This is a genomic window from Bacillus sp. JST-5 (assembly GCF_057747715.1).
In genome coordinates this window covers 15,005-29,825 of sequence record NZ_JBYLHW010000030.1, presented here as the reverse complement: position 1 = coordinate 29,825, position 14,821 = coordinate 15,005, and the positions used below count along the sequence as shown (strand labels likewise).

Here is a 14,821-nt window from a genome sequence, read left to right as displayed (position 1 = left end):
GTGGCAAGTTTTTTTGTCTTAAATAGCATTAAATCAATAAAAATGTAAGTTTTTACTTAGAAACTTTTGACAATACGTCAAAAAAATAGGAGAGGGAATAATGATGGAAATAAAATGGTTAGAAGAAGTACATAAACGAAAAAATAAAATCATTGAAGATACAAAACAGTTAATTAAAATTAAAAGTGTTTTAAATGAACAAGAGGCTACGGAAGACGCTCCTTTAGGGAAAGGAATTAAAGAAGCCTTACAATATATGCTCAAGCTTGGTGATAAAGATGGATTTGTTACAAAAAATGTTGGGAATCTAGCCGGGCATATTGAATTAGGAGGAGGAGAAGATTTAATCGGTATTTTATGTCATGTGGATGTTGTACCTGAAGGAGACGGATGGTCGTTGGATCCATTTGGTGGAGAGATCGTGGAAGGGAAAATTTATGGAAGAGGGGCAATCGATGATAAAGGCCCAACAATTGCCGCCTATTACGCCATGAAAATAATAAAAGAATTAAAATTACCTTTAAAAAAGCGTGTAAGAATGATTATTGGAACAGATGAAGAAAGTAACTGGAGATGTGTAGAACATTACTTTAAGGAAGAAGAAATGCCGACGTTTGGTTTTGCTCCTGATGCTGATTTCCCAATTATTAATGCAGAAAAAGGAATATGTAATTTTGATATCCAATTTTCATCTGTCATTGAAGAAAAAACTTCCAATGATGTTTTACAAATTCATTCGTTCGAATCAGGAAGAAGATATAATATGGTCCCTGATTTTGCTGAAGCTAGAGTGCAGATTGAGAAGAATGAGAATGACTTTTTACTAGAGTTTGAGTCGTTCTGTAAGGAACATAATGTGGTAGGAAATTACTTTAAAGAAAATGGAGAAATAACTTTAACGATGAAAGGGATTTCTGCCCATGCGATGGAACCAGAAGAAGGGAAAAATGCTGGTCTTTATTTAGCATCATTTTTATCACAGTTTCCATTGAATCAGCATGCAAAAAGATATTTTTCTTTTATCCGTAAATATTTATTTAAAGATACAAGAGGAAATTATTTAGGAATCAATTATTCAGATGAAATGACAGGAGATTTAACGATAAATAGTGGTATATTTTCGTTTGATAAGGATAAAGGAATTATTGGAATAAATATGAGATATCCGGTGACGTTCCCATTTGACGAAAAAATGGAACATTTACAACATTTAGAGGAAAGTAATCAATTTCAAGTGAAGATATTATCCAATTCCAAACCTCACTATGTAGATGGACAAAATGAAATGATTCAAATATTAAAACGTGTTTACGAGAAACAAACTTGCGAAAAAGGAAAACTATTATCCATCGGTGGAGGTACATATGCACGATCTTTAAAACAAGGAGTCGCATTTGGTGCATTATTTCCAGGAAAGCCAGATGTAGCTCATCAAAAAGATGAGTATATCGAAATTGAAGATTTATTAAAAGCAACTGCCATATATGCAGAAGCCATTTATGAATTGGCAAAAAGTGAATAAGGGAGAGGGATTCTATGATATATATGAATGGACATTTTATACCGAGAGAAGAAGGAAAAATTGATATTGAAGACCGCGGATTCCAATTTGGGGATGGAGTTTACGAAGTAATTCGTGTATATAACGGAAAAATGTTTGGGGCTCATGAACATATTGAAAGGCTATTTGAAAGTGCAAATAAATTACATATAAATTATAAGGAAAATCATACTCATCTACTTGCACAAATGGAAGAATTAATAAAGATGAACCAATTGCAGGATGGAATTGTTTATATTCAAATTTCTCGTGGAACATCTCTTCGTTCCCATGCGTTTCCAACTGGCGATATTCCATTGACAGTTGTAGCATACACATCAAAATTAATTCGACCTGAACAAACATTAATGAATGGCGCTAAATGTTTATTAACAGAAGATATTCGATGGTTACGTTGCGATATAAAAAGTGTCAATCTGCTAGGGAATGTATTAGCAAAACAAAAAGCTGCAGAGAATGGCTGTTATGAAGCTATATTTCATAGAGGAGATATTGTAACGGAAGGTAGCTCTTCCAATGTATTTATCATCAAAGATGGAGTTGTGAAAACCCACCCAGCCAATCAATTTATACTTAATGGTATAACAAGAAGGAAAATAATTGAAATTTGCAACAATCATGATATTCCTTTTGTGGAAGAAACATTTACAAAGTATCAATTATTAGAAGCAGACGAAGTGTTTATTACAAGTACAACAAGTGAGGTTACACCGGTCATTGCCATTGATAAAAAGATATATAATGATGAAAAACCGGGTGAAGTAACAAAAACGATACAATCATTATTCTTGAAAGAAATTGAAAAGGAATGTGGAACACTTTCATAATAAGAAGAAAGGAACATATCGACAATGGATATGTTCCTTTCATCCATATACACGCTTGTTTTTATGAAATCTTTTTTAATCTTTTGATAATATAAAGGAAGGTATAAAATATAATGGAAAATAAAAAACATTATTTCTATGCTGTAAAAATTCCTGAATATAATAAAAAATATTTAAATCAATGGATAGAAGAGAATATTGATCGGTCATTATTTGAAAAATGGGTTCACCCCTTAGATTTTCATATAACACTTGCCTTTTTAGGTTATGCCCAAAAAAATGATTTATATAAGTTGACCGATGAAATTCGATATTCTTTAATAAAAACGAGTGGATTTCCATTAACCATTAGTCATTTTGGTACGTTTGGAAAACCTAACAATCCTAGAATTTTTTGGGCGGGTGTTTATGATAGTCAACAACTTTATGAAATTCAAAATACAGTATTTGACTTTTGTATGAAGGCGGGTTTTCAATTAGATCAAAAGCCTTTTCGCCCACACATTACCGTTGCAAGGAAATTTAAAGGAGTAGAACCTTTTAAGCTTTCCAACATTCGGTCACTAGCAGAAGAAACGGAAAGTTGGAGAACTTTTATTGTATCTGAAATTGTTTTATATCAAACGAATTTGCACCAAACACCGAAATATGAGGAAATCGAAAAGATTCAATTACAATTGTAAAGAGTTGTTTTATTAGGAGAGGATCCGATTGGGGCAATTAATAAAAATTCAAGATTATATATCTAGATATGAACAGGACATTTACAAATATCCATCTCGGTTTGTTCGATTAAAAAAACAACAATGGGACTTATTAAAATATTATTGGGATACGGGATGGAATGTTGTAAACGAAGACGAAGAAACGTTTGAAGAAGAAAATAAAAATGGATTTATACACAAAGTTAAAAAGATTTTCCGTAAGAAACAAGCAGAAGAAAATAGTGAAACGATGGTCGAAGTAAAAGATGACGAGCATACCATTATTTCTGATATATTGAGTTTACATAAACCATCAACGCTGGATGATTTAAAAAAACAATTTTTAAATAAAATTTTTGAGTACCAAATGATTTGGGCGAGTTCGACCCTCATTGAGCGATCGATTGTAGATCCTAACTATCGAAGAAATGAAAATTTAAAATATTTCTTACAACGTTTCCCAGATACTTTTTTAATCATGTTTAAACCTGTATTTTTATTGAAAAAAGCTCCTGTTGAAATGGACCATATTATCATAACACCAACGGGTATCATTTGTTTATCATTTCTCGAAGATGAAACAGATGCTGTTTTTATCGGGAGTGATGATCGTTTCTGGACGAGACGTTTTAAGGGTGAGGATAAAAAGATTGTGAACCCAGTTATATCTTTAAATAGGACCGGAAAAATTGTAGAACAATTGATTAAACTCCATGAAATTGATTTGCCGATGGAAAAAGTTTTGCTTTCAAGAAATGGATATATTGATTTTCCACATATTTCATATAATTTAAGAGTAATAGATAAAAGAAATTATGATCAATGGTTTCAACAAAAGCGCACATTTAAATCGCCTATTAAACATTTACAATTAAAGGCGGCGCAAGTTTTATTACAATATTGTGATACAAATTCCATAAAAAGATTTGATTAATGAACTGCTTAATGAAAGCGAGAAGAATCTATGAATCTCTATTTTATTGTGAATCCTGTAGCTAGAGGCGGGAAAAGTATTCATATATGGAAGAAGGTAGACGATTACTTACGTAAAAAAGGAGTATCGTTTCAAACTTATTTTACAGAACGAAAAGGAGACGGCACGAAAATAACAAAGTCTATTCTTCATGAAAACGAGCATCCATGTGTGATCATAGCTGTTGGTGGAGATGGAACTATTCATGAAGTGATTAATGGATCGGCCAATTTCCCTCACTCGATTGTTGGATACATCCGGGCAGGATCAGGAAATGATTTTTATAGAGGATTTAAAATTCCTAAAAATCCAATTAATGCTGCCAAATGCATATTAAAAAAATTAACCGACTATCATCATTCATTTGATGTCGGGCATTATATGAATGGAGAAAAAAGCGGCTATTTCATAAATAATTTAGGATGTGGATTAGATGCGGCTGTAGCAATCGCCGTAAATCAATCAAAGTTAAAAGCGTTTTTTAACAAAATTTATTTAGGAAAACTAGTATATGTGTTAATTTTTTTAAAACAACTATTTACATATAAACGAAGAGATTTGATCGTTGAAATCGATGAATGTATTTATCGTTATAAAAACGCATGGTTTGTAACTATTTGTAATCAAAGCTATTTTGGCGGGGGAATGAAAATAGCACCTCAAGCATCACCTTTTGATGGCAAATTAAATATCATTGTTGTTCATGATATTTCTCGGTTGAAAATCTTATTGTTGTTTTTAACGGTATTTAATGGCTCCCATCTTAAAATAAAAGGGGTCGATCATAAAATTGGAAAAACAATAAATATTAAAATAGACCACTCCACTCCTATCCATGCGGATGGAGAAAATATCGGATTTGCCCCAATAAAAGTAAACATAATGGAATCAAGGCAAAAATTAATTACCGATCATAAGATTTAGAAAAGACTACTTGACGAATTGTAAGAAAAAAGGATAAAATTTTTAAAAGATAGCTATTGTGTCACCTATTTTCCAATAGCTGTCTTTTTTGTTTTTGATATATCAATCGACTTTTAGGTCAATAACCTTGAGTAGTTGAAGGTGAAAAAGTTGGAACATATATTAGGGTTGGAATGGGATATTACACCCGCAGGGGGTGCAACAGGAGAAGCATTTTTGGCTAGGCATGAAGACACGACTCTTTTTTTAAAGAGAAATTCTTCACCTTTCTTAGCTGTGCTTTCAGCAGAAGGGATTGTTCCTAAGCTATATTGGACAAAGAGATTGGAAAATGGAGATGTCATTACTGCCCAACAATGGTTAAAGGGAAGAGATTTAAAACCGGGCGACATGATTCATTCTCAAGTGGCCAAACTATTAAATAAAATCCACCAATCAAAACCTTTATTATCTATGCTCCGGAGATTAGGAAAATCACCTATATTACCAGAAAATATGTTGAATGAATTAAAAAACAAAATAGATGATGATCTCCGTAAAAACCCTATTATAAAAAAAACCGTCGCGATTTTGGAACGCGATGTCCATGACATTTATAGTGATGATTGGGTTGTATGCCATACTGATGTTAATCATAATAATTTTATACTGTCTGATGATAATGAGCTATATTTAATAGATTGGGATAATGCAATGATTGGTGATCGTGCGTTCGATATTGGACTCGTTTTGCATTGGTATATCCCGAAAGACAGATGGATGGAGTGGTTAGGTCATTATGGTATTGAGATGAATCCATCTCTAGAAAAACGAATGAAATGGTATGTTTTATTACAAACTATTTCATTAGTCCAATGGTATAAAGATCGTAAGCATTGTGACGATATGAATCGATGGTTGCAATTCCTTAAAAAATTATGCCATTCATAAATTATGAAAATTTTCCAATTTCATTTACCCAATTGCTCAATTCTTGGCGGTTACTCTCAATATGTAAATCAAGATCGCTTGAATATTTTCCTTTTTGACTGTACTCATAAACTTCTTGGAGAACTGCTCTTGCTTGTTGATCGAGATTTGCATTAGCCATTAAGGATTTGACTAACCGTTCAAGTTGCTCACATTCAGCTACAGACCCGCAACAATCTTCTTGTTGATTTTGTAAAATATCTTTTAATAAATGAATTTGATCGTTATAATCGATTGGCATAGATGTCACCTCATAAAAGATTCGTAAAGGAATTCATACATATCATGTGAATTCCTTTTTTTATTTATACAAAAAAAGTTGAATTGTTCGAGAGTTTCCACTAACATATGGATAGTTAAAATTAATATGTTTTTTGAGGTGTGGACATGAGACTTAGAAATAAACCTTGGGCAAAAGAAAAAATTAGTCAATATCCCCAGTATGTCATAAGCAATCCAGAACAATTTAAAGGAAAATGGAATGAAATTTTTAACAATAATCATCCTTTACATATAGAAGTAGGAACGGGTAAAGGACAATTTATTATCGGGATGGCTAAAAAATATCCAAACATTAATTTTATTGGTATCGAGCTTCAGGAAAGTGTTATTGTCTCTGCATTAGATCGGCTGATCGAGGCAGAGTTGCCAAATGTTAAGTTATTAAATATTAATGCCAAAGATTTAGAAAATTATTTTGATAAAAACGAAGTATCACGAATTTATTTGAACTTTTCTGACCCATGGCCAAAAAAACGACACACGAAGAGAAGACTCACTTATCAATCATTTTTAAACATTTATGAAAATATTTTGATTGATGGAGGAGAAATTCATTTTAAAACGGATAATCGAGGGCTTTTTGAGTATTCTTTAGTAAGTTTTTCTCAATACGGGTTAACCCTTAATTTTGTTAGTTTAGACTTACATCAAAGTGATTTTGAAGATAATATTATGACCGAATATGAAGAAAAATTTTCTAAGAAAGGGAATCCGATATATCGTTGTGAAGTGCAATATCCAAATAAAAATAAAACACCATAATATTAAAGGTGCTTTAACAAATTATGAATAGTCTTTCCAATTATTTAATCAATCATAATTTCATATAAACATTCTTTATAATTTTGATTCATTATTTTGTACCATTTTAATACTGGTTGCTCATACTTATAAGAAATAATTACCATATCTAACTTTTCTTCTTTTGGATGATGGAGTAAATCTATTCTCGAAGGGATAGGGGATGTTGTCGGATGAGTATGATAAATAGCTAATATTTTTTCATTTCTTTTTTGGATGGATTTAACAGCCTTTTCTATTGACTCTTTTCCAACAAGAAACCTGTTAGTTGATTGGATTTCACTTTTTAGTGGAAAGTATGAATGGACTACATGATTACAACCGCAAATAAACCCACATGCTTCGTATGGAAGATGTTGTCTTCCTTCTTCTATTAACTGATTGTATACTGTTTTAGAAATTATAATGGGTTTTTGTAGTGAAATTTTCTCATCCTTCAATTATTCCCCCTTCTTCCAAAGTAATTTAGCCAATTCTAATGTTTTAATGAATTTTGATGTATTTTTGTCTAATGGAAGATCATGGGAATATTCATTATTAAATGAATGCTCTTCTTTTGGCAATTGAACTGACGCTTGGTTCTGTTTCGTTTCCACTAATGGTGCACTTTCAGATTCTAATTGGGAAATAGCGCTATGATTCTTCTCTTCTTCGAATGGATTATTTTCCTTTCGTTCATCATATAGTTCTCTTGAAGATGTATCAGAAATATTTGAGATAGATGGAGATGATTCTTTATTAGAAAATGAATCCGTTTTGTTATACTTTTGATCTGCCTTTTCTTTTTCATCTAAGGGACGATTAATATTTTTTATGTGATGACTTTTTTCTGATTCTTCTTCCTTTGAATTTTTTCGTTTCTTTGTTTTATAAGTTGTTAATGTTTTTATAATATTTTTGTTTACCGGGAAATTAAAATTTTTCATTGAATTTTGTTGAGTTACAAAGTTTGAATTTGAAAATGTTTTGATAGCTTGATTATTTGAAAAAGAAGGTATATTTTGTTTTGGATTTTGATTATTTATTAATTGATTACTATATTGAATATTTTTCATTATTTCTTGAATTCTACTATAATCTGAAGATTTTGCTCTAGTATATGAACGTTGAATGGATTCATCAACAACTTCTTTACGTGCTGGTTTTTCATGTTGGTTTGTTGAAATGTTTTCAGACATCTTTTCAATGGCTTGATTAAGTTTTTTAACGATTTCTTCGATATTAGTTTTACCAACCATTGATTTTATATCATTGATCTCTGATTTCAATTGGTTTATCGAAGTATTAATTTTTTCAAGTTGCTCATTAAATAACTCCTCAACTTTTCCCATTTCATTTATTCTCTTTTCCATAACTTCCATTTCCCCTTTGAGTTTTGAAAGCTTTAATTTTAGTTCATAATTTTCGCTTTCCACTTTTAAAAAATAATCTACATCTTTGTCCTTCATAGTTCGGACGACACTTTTATAAATCTCTATTTCACGTTTAAGATTTTCAATTTCTTCCTTGTTGTATAACTGAAAACGGTTCATTTTCATTCACCCTTATTCAGGACATTAATATAATATTGTAACAATACAATTTTTGTGACAATCGTCAAAATTGTAATTTCAGCAAGCATCCAACTATTGATTTTTATAATGATTTGCCCTAATTTTCACTTTTATTTTTAATATCATGATATTCGACTATTTATGTAAATATCATGATATTTCCGCACTAAGCCTAAAACGTTTCTTAGTGCAATGTCATAAGTTATAGGGAAATTAATTATTATTGGAGGTGCTTTAATGAATATCGATAAAATTTCAGGAGGGCAGGAAGTACTCTGTATTAACACAGACAAGGTTTATGACTGGATTGTTAATGAGGCAACTTTTGATTTAACACTAAACAATCTAGATTTGCCTGTAAATCCTGTTACCGGTGTTCAGCTAGAATGTAGTGATATTGATATTAACTCTGTAACTTGTACAGTTGCCCCAGCAGAAGTTAACCCAATAGAAATTGTAAGCAGAGTAGATCAAGATTTTGTAGTGAATGGTGAAGAGGTTACATTACAAATTGTAACGATTCGCAAAAACTTTGTTGTAACAATCTTTGTAGATTTAGTACCTGCACTTGGAGGAGCAACAGTTGAAGTAGGAAGTGCTGAATTTACTCGCTGTGAACAAGTAATTCTTTGTGCTCCAGAGGGAACAAATATTAATGTTTCTTACACAGACTTAGATTGCTTTGTATGTACAGCAAGCTGTGATCCAGGAACAACAACAGAAGTAGATGAATTAGATGTAACTGTAACTGTTCGTCTCTGCCAAAGCATCCAGTCAACATACCCGGTAACACTTGAAATTACTGCAGAGTTCTGTCAACCAAGAGACATTTTACCATTCCCACCATGCCCAACACCTACAATTCCATTACAATGTCCTGTAGTTTTCCCAACTACTGCGGCAGCCAACAGAAATGGTGGAGGGAATAACGGATAATTTTTATCATACAATTACTGAGAGGGGGATTCCCCTCTCTCATCTTTTTTGGAGGTGATGATGTATGGAAATTCAGAAGAAACTACAAGAATGGAAGCAAATGAATCAAGATTACTTAGAAAGAATTAAATTTATGGTACAAAATATTAATTCTGCAACTAATCCTCTAATCATCAGCTATTTTACATATTCTCTACAAATGAATCATGATATTTCACAGTCCAATTATATCCTCGGTTCTTTTCACATACAAAATATAGGTAATCAACCTCTGAATAATCTGCACATATGCATCAAAATGAAGACAGAGTCGTACTTTGAATTTTCGGGAAAATATGTTCACCAAAATAGTAAACAATCTTTAAGGCTTTCTAGTTTTTGGGAACGAATCAATGAAGATTCTGATCAAAATGAGTATTGGTTGAAGCCGGTTCAAAAATTTGTGTTGAAGCCATCAGAATCTTTATCGTTTGCAAATTTTCAAGTGAAGTGGGTTCCAAAAGGGGCATATTCAGCATTTATAGATGGCTTTGTTTATGGAGAAGAAATATCTGAGGGTATACGATCATTAAATCAAATTCATATAAATGGAATAATACCAGAAAAGAAGGAAGTGGAATCATGACGAAAAAAAATGATGGAATAGAAGAGCTGTTTCATCAAACGATTCAAGAAAAATTAAAGTATTATTATAAATCTTTAGTAGATCAACAGGATAGAAAAAGTGATTTTTATAATTTAATATTTTTAGATCAACATACCATGCAGTTAATTATATATTATTTACTATTAAAAGAGATACGTTTTTCAAATGTGGAAATGGATGAAAATATTGTTCATGCAATAGATGAAATCATTCAACAATCAAAAAATGAATTTGAGCAAATTTTAAAGATATTAGAAGAAAAAAATTCATGAGAGGCGAAAATTTATGAAAAAGAATTATAGATGGTTGTACCTTCCTGTAGAAGTAAAAGTAAGAGAAATGGATGCAAAACTTTTATTAGCTTATTATGCTGTAAAGAGTGATTATCATGTCATTATCGGGGACCATGTGATGGTAGAAAAAGCTAGTGAAAAGTATCCAAAAGGGATATTTTTTTCAAAAGGTGGTCCCCATGGATTTAGAGAAAGAATTATCACTCAAGCTATAAAAAATAACCATAAAGTAGTAGAACTAGACGAGGAAGGTTTAATATTTAATGAAAAATTATATATCATAGACAGAATGAGAAAAGATATGTTAGAACTTGTTACCCAAGAATATTGTTGGGGAGAATATCAAAAAGAAGTGATCGCAAAATATCATCCTGATTTAATTAATAAGTGTCATGTTGTCGGTAATCCAAGGTTGGATTTATTAACTCCAAAATATCGTGAGCTTTATCGAGAAGATGTTGAGAATTTAAAAAATTCATACGGAGATTTTATATTAATTAATACTAGATTTGCCAAATACAATACTTTAAAAGGAAAAAAAGAAACAGCTTTAAATCAAGAAATAAAAAGATTATATGATTGCTTTATTGAAATGATTCATAAATTAAGCAAACAGTTTTCAAATATCACCATTATTATTAGGCCGCATCCATTGGAAAATTCAACTTCTTATCGAAAAGAATTTGCTAATTATTCAAACGTTCATGTCATTCATGAAGGGAATATAATTAAGTGGCTTATGGCCGCTAAGGCGATCATTCATAATGGATGCACGTCAGGAATTGAAGCGTTTTTTCTGGAAAGGCCGTTAATTACTTATATTCCATTTCAATCTAATGAAACTATCATATCCAATCAATTGGGAGAAAAAGCAAGAAACATAAATGAAATAATTACTTATTTAAAGAACATTTTTTCTAATAACTATAAGGTCGATCTTCAAAAGGGAAGTGAAGTATTTAAATATTGTTATTGGTCCAAAGATCATTACGCTTACTCGTCCATTCTTCAATTATGTAATCAGATTTCGCTTTCTTCACCACCTTTAAAAGAATTTTCCTTCATTCAATATCAATATAAAAAGAAAAGAATATTTTCCTTAACTCATTCAGAAATATTATCTTTTTTCAATAAATTAGATGAAATAGAAGGTAATCAAAGTTTTATATCTATACAGTCGATAGGTAAGAATATTTATTTAATTCATTCTACTTAACTTTATTTTTTAAACAGCACCCTCCTCGACGTTTAATTTCAATTTTTGGATAATCACTTGAAAGAACGATCGGAGGTTTAGATTGAATAAATTTTTTTCTCACTGGGTTAGTTTTTTTTATTTCCTTCAAAATTATCAACTCCTTTTTGTTTTTACAATATAATAGTTATTCTTGCTTTATTTTGTGTAGGCAAACATAGGATTGTGTCAAAAAATGGACTTCTATAATTATAAAATTAAGGTTAAAACATCTTCCTAAATAAAATTCCTCTTCTTTTTCATCTCAACTATTTATTTTCCTTAAAAATCATTATGAAAGATATAAATTTGTAGAAAGTGAATTTAAGTTATAAGAAACTAAATCGAAACCATTGAGAATAAAAAATTTCAATACATTTTCACCGTTATTAGCTACTTGTTAAAAGTAGTTTTATTTTTTTATGAAAAATTTTTTTTGATTATTTTAAGTCGTTTTATATAAAAAAAGGCTATTTTCATAGGCTTTGGTCATTAACGGTTTTTTTCATAATTAATATACATGTATAACGAACAAAAAATAGGAAGTACTAAAATGGTTTGGAAAGAAGGGATTTCGTGTACTTTCATAACAAGAGAATTTTAGTAATTGGTGGTACGGGGACAATAGGTACAAGCATCATCAAACATTTATTAATGGATGATCCAAAAGAAATAAGAATTCTAAGTCGGGATGAATTTAAACAACATCAATTACATGAACAATATGCTTACTCGGAAAAATTAACATTCATGATTGGGGATGTTCGCGATTATAAACGGCTAGTTGAAGCTATGAAGGGTATAGATTTTGTTATACATTTAGCAGCAATGAAACGGGTTGAATCTTGCGAACTGAACCCAATAGAAGCAGTAAAAACCAATATTATTGGGACTTATCATGTGATGAACGCTGCAATTATCAATAAAGTAAAAAAAGTGATTTTTACTAGTTCCGATAAAGCTATTTCGCCAAGCAATACGTATGGAGCAACAAAACTCATTGCTGAGAATTTATTGACAATGAGTGATCAAAACTCTGACAATGAAACAACTGTTTTTGCATGTGTTCGTTTTGGAAATGTCATGGGTTCAAGAGGTTCAGTGATTCCACTCTTTAAAGAACAATTATTGAACCATCAAAAGATTACAATAACAGATTTAAAAATGACTCGATTTATGATGACAGTCAAACAAGCAACTGAATTAATACTGTTAGCATTAAAAGAGGCAAAAGGAGGAGAAATATTCATATTAAAAATGCCAGTTGTTCGATTAGAAGATTTAGCTAATATTCTCATAGACGATTATTGTGAAAAACACTCTATTAGCAGAAAAGATGTAAAAATTGAATTAATCGGTTTAAAACAAGGAGAAAAGATGTATGAAGAACTAATGACAATTGACGAATCAAAAATTGCGTTAGAATTACCAGATATGTATGTCATTCCAAAAGGTAGACATCAAAATTATCAAGATGGAAAAAAAGTCGTTGAAGGTTCCTATAGTTCTTCGAGTCAAAAACCACTCAGTTATGAAGAGTTACGTGAATTATTAATGAAAGAAAAATTAATCTAAATGATTTTTTTTAGGAGGAATGAATGAATACCTTTCAAAAGAATTATTGGTCATTGTATTTAGATTTTTTAAAGGATTTTGAAAAAATAACCTATCAAGGTTTTTCATTGCCATATTTATGCCACTTACCAAGTTATTTATTAAGAAACGAGAAACTAATAAACGAATTACATCAGCCTCAATTTATTAAACAAATTAAAAATCCAATAAAAAATAAAGCAAAGATTCAAGAAGCATTTAGCAAGTTTGTTGAATCTCATTCAAAAAAAGGTGAGAATCAAAAACCAAAAGGAAAAATTGTCTTTCACTTCGATAAATTGTTAAGAATTCCAATCAACAGTATTGTAAACGAATTTGATTCATCAGAGTTTGCCGTATTAGTAAATAGTAATAGCATTGGCCTGAGTAATAAAAATCAAATAGGAGAAACAAGGAAAAAGAAAAAAGCAACTGTAATCGTTCATGATACGATTACGATTTCTAAGGAAAAAATTCAAAAAAGTAATGAACTTCAAAATATACGATACCAAATGATTTATCTTAAGGACTATTTCACTCCATGTGAAGCAGATGTTTTAGAAAAAAAGAAGGAAGCTATCCAAATATTAAATACTCATAGTAAACATCGACTATATCGGGAGCAGGAATTCAAAAGATGGCTATTAAATTCAATGGAATCAGTTATTCATTATATTAATATGGCAAAAAATTTCTTAAATAAAAATCAAGTGTCTTGTTTAGTTGTTTCTACAACACATAGTTATATAAACCGAATTTTATCAGTAGTTGCTAGTGAAAGAGGTATCCCAACGGTTTGTATGCAACATGGAATCATAGCTAGCGAACTTGGATTTATCCCTAAAATTGCAAAAGTTGATGCAGTTTATGGATACTTTGAAAAAAATTTTTTTACTCAATTAAAAGTTCCAGACAATTCTGTTGATATCATTGGACATCCTCGATTTGACGATATTAGAAATACTTCAACAATGACTAAGAGTACTTTTTATAAAAAATTAGGGTTAGATCTAAATTGGAAAACAATTTTGATGATTGTTAGAGGGGAAAATGATATTGATAAGTGGCGAACTTTTATTCAATCTATCTCTAAGAAAATGAAAGTAAACATTTTAATAAAAAACTATCCTTCAACAAAACCTCATGCTCTAACAAAAGAATTTACTTTTGTAAAGCCAACACTAAATTTACATTTATATGAGATCTTACCGCATGTAGATGCAGTGGTTGCTTATCCTTCAACAGTTGCTCTAGAAGCAATGTTATGTCAAAAACATGTGTTTATACTAAATAAAAATTTCTTAGGATATACCAATTATTACTTGGGACTAGGAGAATTTGTTCGATCTAAACCTGAAAAATTAGCACGCCAAGTCTATCAATATTTTAATGATGCAAATGTTCGACGGGTTGCTGAAGAAAAACGGAAAAAATTCCTTAAACATGCTTATCCAAGTAATGAAAAATCAATAAAAAGATTAAAATCATTAATTTATAAACTAATCCATTAACGTTTCCAAGTACG

The 14,821-nt window shown here is 30.7% G+C and carries 16 protein-coding genes; 13 read left to right on the top strand and 3 right to left on the bottom strand.

What is annotated here, in order from left to right; all coding sequences use genetic code 11:
- Positions 1–100: 100 nt before the first annotated feature.
- From pepV to AC3ASS_RS07925, 6 genes are all read left to right on the top strand, one after another.
- The gene (pepV, locus tag AC3ASS_RS07950; protein WP_488282985.1) at positions 101–1,522 is read left to right on the top strand and encodes a dipeptidase PepV; all 1,422 of its coding nucleotides are present in this window, start codon (positions 101–103) and stop codon (positions 1,520–1,522) included.
- A 14-nt stretch (positions 1,523–1,536) separates the two neighbouring features.
- Positions 1,537–2,388 (top strand): D-amino-acid transaminase, encoded by an 852-nt coding sequence (gene dat / locus AC3ASS_RS07945; RefSeq protein ID WP_488282984.1) that lies wholly within the window; start codon positions 1,537–1,539, stop codon positions 2,386–2,388.
- A gap of 113 nt (positions 2,389–2,501) precedes the next feature.
- Positions 2,502–3,071, top strand: coding sequence for an RNA 2',3'-cyclic phosphodiesterase (gene thpR, locus AC3ASS_RS07940; protein ID WP_488282983.1), 570 nt, complete (start codon positions 2,502–2,504; stop codon positions 3,069–3,071).
- A gap of 28 nt (positions 3,072–3,099) precedes the next feature.
- Positions 3,100–4,026, top strand: coding sequence for a nuclease-related domain-containing protein (locus AC3ASS_RS07935; RefSeq protein ID WP_488282982.1), 927 nt, complete (start codon positions 3,100–3,102; stop codon positions 4,024–4,026).
- A 30-nt stretch (positions 4,027–4,056) separates the two neighbouring features.
- A complete protein-coding gene (locus tag AC3ASS_RS07930) occupies positions 4,057–4,989 on the top strand; it encodes a diacylglycerol/lipid kinase family protein (RefSeq protein ID WP_488282981.1) in 933 nt (310 codons plus the stop codon).
- A gap of 150 nt (positions 4,990–5,139) precedes the next feature.
- Positions 5,140–5,919 carry a phosphotransferase family protein gene (locus tag AC3ASS_RS07925; protein ID WP_488282980.1) on the top strand — a complete coding sequence of 260 codons (780 nt, stop codon included), beginning with the start codon at positions 5,140–5,142 and terminating at the stop codon, positions 5,917–5,919.
- 1 nt (position 5,920) lies between these two features.
- On the opposite strand, the gene AC3ASS_RS07920 is transcribed toward AC3ASS_RS07925, so the two are convergent.
- Entirely contained in the window at positions 5,921–6,199 is a 279-nt protein-coding gene (locus tag AC3ASS_RS07920; RefSeq protein ID WP_488282979.1) for a YtzH-like family protein, read from the bottom strand.
- 146 nt (positions 6,200–6,345) lie between these two features.
- On the opposite strand from AC3ASS_RS07920, the gene trmB reads away from it, so the two are divergent.
- Complete coding sequence (gene trmB, locus AC3ASS_RS07915; protein ID WP_488282978.1) at positions 6,346–7,002, top strand: tRNA (guanosine(46)-N7)-methyltransferase TrmB; 657 nt, start codon at positions 6,346–6,348, stop codon at positions 7,000–7,002.
- Between the two features lie 44 nt (positions 7,003–7,046).
- Here the strand turns inward: trmB and AC3ASS_RS07910 are convergent, their stop codons facing one another.
- Positions 7,047–7,481 (bottom strand): M67 family metallopeptidase, encoded by a 435-nt coding sequence (locus AC3ASS_RS07910; protein WP_488282977.1) that lies wholly within the window; start codon positions 7,479–7,481, stop codon positions 7,047–7,049.
- Positions 7,482–8,573, bottom strand: a complete 1,092-nt coding sequence (locus AC3ASS_RS07905; RefSeq protein WP_488282976.1) for a coiled-coil domain-containing protein — start codon at positions 8,571–8,573, stop codon at positions 7,482–7,484.
- Positions 8,574–8,831: 258 nt separating this feature from the next.
- Here AC3ASS_RS07905 and AC3ASS_RS07900 point away from each other — a divergent pair, with 258 nt between their 5' ends.
- From AC3ASS_RS07900 to AC3ASS_RS07875, 6 genes are all read left to right on the top strand, one after another.
- Complete coding sequence (locus AC3ASS_RS07900; RefSeq protein WP_488282975.1) at positions 8,832–9,530, top strand: BMQ_0737 family morphogenetic spore coat protein; 699 nt, start codon at positions 8,832–8,834, stop codon at positions 9,528–9,530.
- A gap of 64 nt (positions 9,531–9,594) precedes the next feature.
- Positions 9,595–10,155 carry a hypothetical protein gene (locus AC3ASS_RS07895; RefSeq protein WP_488282974.1) on the top strand — a complete coding sequence of 187 codons (561 nt, stop codon included), beginning with the start codon at positions 9,595–9,597 and terminating at the stop codon, positions 10,153–10,155.
- Positions 10,152–10,448: a hypothetical protein gene (locus tag AC3ASS_RS07890; RefSeq protein WP_488282973.1), complete on the top strand. Its 297-nt coding sequence runs from the start codon at positions 10,152–10,154 to the stop codon at positions 10,446–10,448. The genes AC3ASS_RS07895 and AC3ASS_RS07890 overlap by 4 nt, the downstream gene beginning before the upstream one ends.
- 13 nt (positions 10,449–10,461) lie before the next feature.
- Complete coding sequence (locus tag AC3ASS_RS07885) at positions 10,462–11,685, top strand: surface carbohydrate biosynthesis protein (RefSeq protein WP_488282972.1); 1,224 nt, start codon at positions 10,462–10,464, stop codon at positions 11,683–11,685.
- Positions 11,686–12,279: 594 nt separating this feature from the next.
- Positions 12,280–13,278, top strand: coding sequence for an SDR family NAD(P)-dependent oxidoreductase (locus AC3ASS_RS07880; RefSeq protein WP_488282971.1), 999 nt, complete (start codon positions 12,280–12,282; stop codon positions 13,276–13,278).
- A gap of 23 nt (positions 13,279–13,301) precedes the next feature.
- Positions 13,302–14,807 (top strand): hypothetical protein, encoded by a 1,506-nt coding sequence (locus AC3ASS_RS07875; protein WP_488282970.1) that lies wholly within the window; start codon positions 13,302–13,304, stop codon positions 14,805–14,807.
- Positions 14,808–14,821: the final 14 nt, after the last annotated feature.

What these genes read in the sequence shown, in the direction of transcription:
- pepV (WP_488282985.1), top strand. Translation starts at nt 101, where the DNA reads ATGATGGAAATAAAATGGTTAGAAGAAGTACATAAACGAAAAAATAAA.
- dat (WP_488282984.1), top strand. Translation starts at nt 1,537, where the DNA reads ATGATATATATGAATGGACATTTTATACCGAGAGAAGAAGGAAAAATT.
- thpR (WP_488282983.1), top strand. Translation starts at nt 2,502, where the DNA reads ATGGAAAATAAAAAACATTATTTCTATGCTGTAAAAATTCCTGAATAT.
- AC3ASS_RS07930 (WP_488282981.1), top strand. Translation starts at nt 4,057, where the DNA reads ATGAATCTCTATTTTATTGTGAATCCTGTAGCTAGAGGCGGGAAAAGT.
- AC3ASS_RS07920 (WP_488282979.1), bottom strand. Translation starts at nt 6,199, where the DNA reads ATGCCAATCGATTATAACGATCAAATTCATTTATTAAAAGATATTTTA.
- trmB (WP_488282978.1), top strand. Translation starts at nt 6,346, where the DNA reads ATGAGACTTAGAAATAAACCTTGGGCAAAAGAAAAAATTAGTCAATAT.
- AC3ASS_RS07905 (WP_488282976.1), bottom strand. Translation starts at nt 8,573, where the DNA reads ATGAACCGTTTTCAGTTATACAACAAGGAAGAAATTGAAAATCTTAAA.
- AC3ASS_RS07900 (WP_488282975.1), top strand. Translation starts at nt 8,832, where the DNA reads ATGAATATCGATAAAATTTCAGGAGGGCAGGAAGTACTCTGTATTAAC.
- AC3ASS_RS07895 (WP_488282974.1), top strand. Translation starts at nt 9,595, where the DNA reads ATGGAAATTCAGAAGAAACTACAAGAATGGAAGCAAATGAATCAAGAT.
- AC3ASS_RS07890 (WP_488282973.1), top strand. Translation starts at nt 10,152, where the DNA reads ATGACGAAAAAAAATGATGGAATAGAAGAGCTGTTTCATCAAACGATT.
- AC3ASS_RS07885 (WP_488282972.1), top strand. Translation starts at nt 10,462, where the DNA reads ATGAAAAAGAATTATAGATGGTTGTACCTTCCTGTAGAAGTAAAAGTA.
- AC3ASS_RS07875 (WP_488282970.1), top strand. Translation starts at nt 13,302, where the DNA reads ATGAATACCTTTCAAAAGAATTATTGGTCATTGTATTTAGATTTTTTA.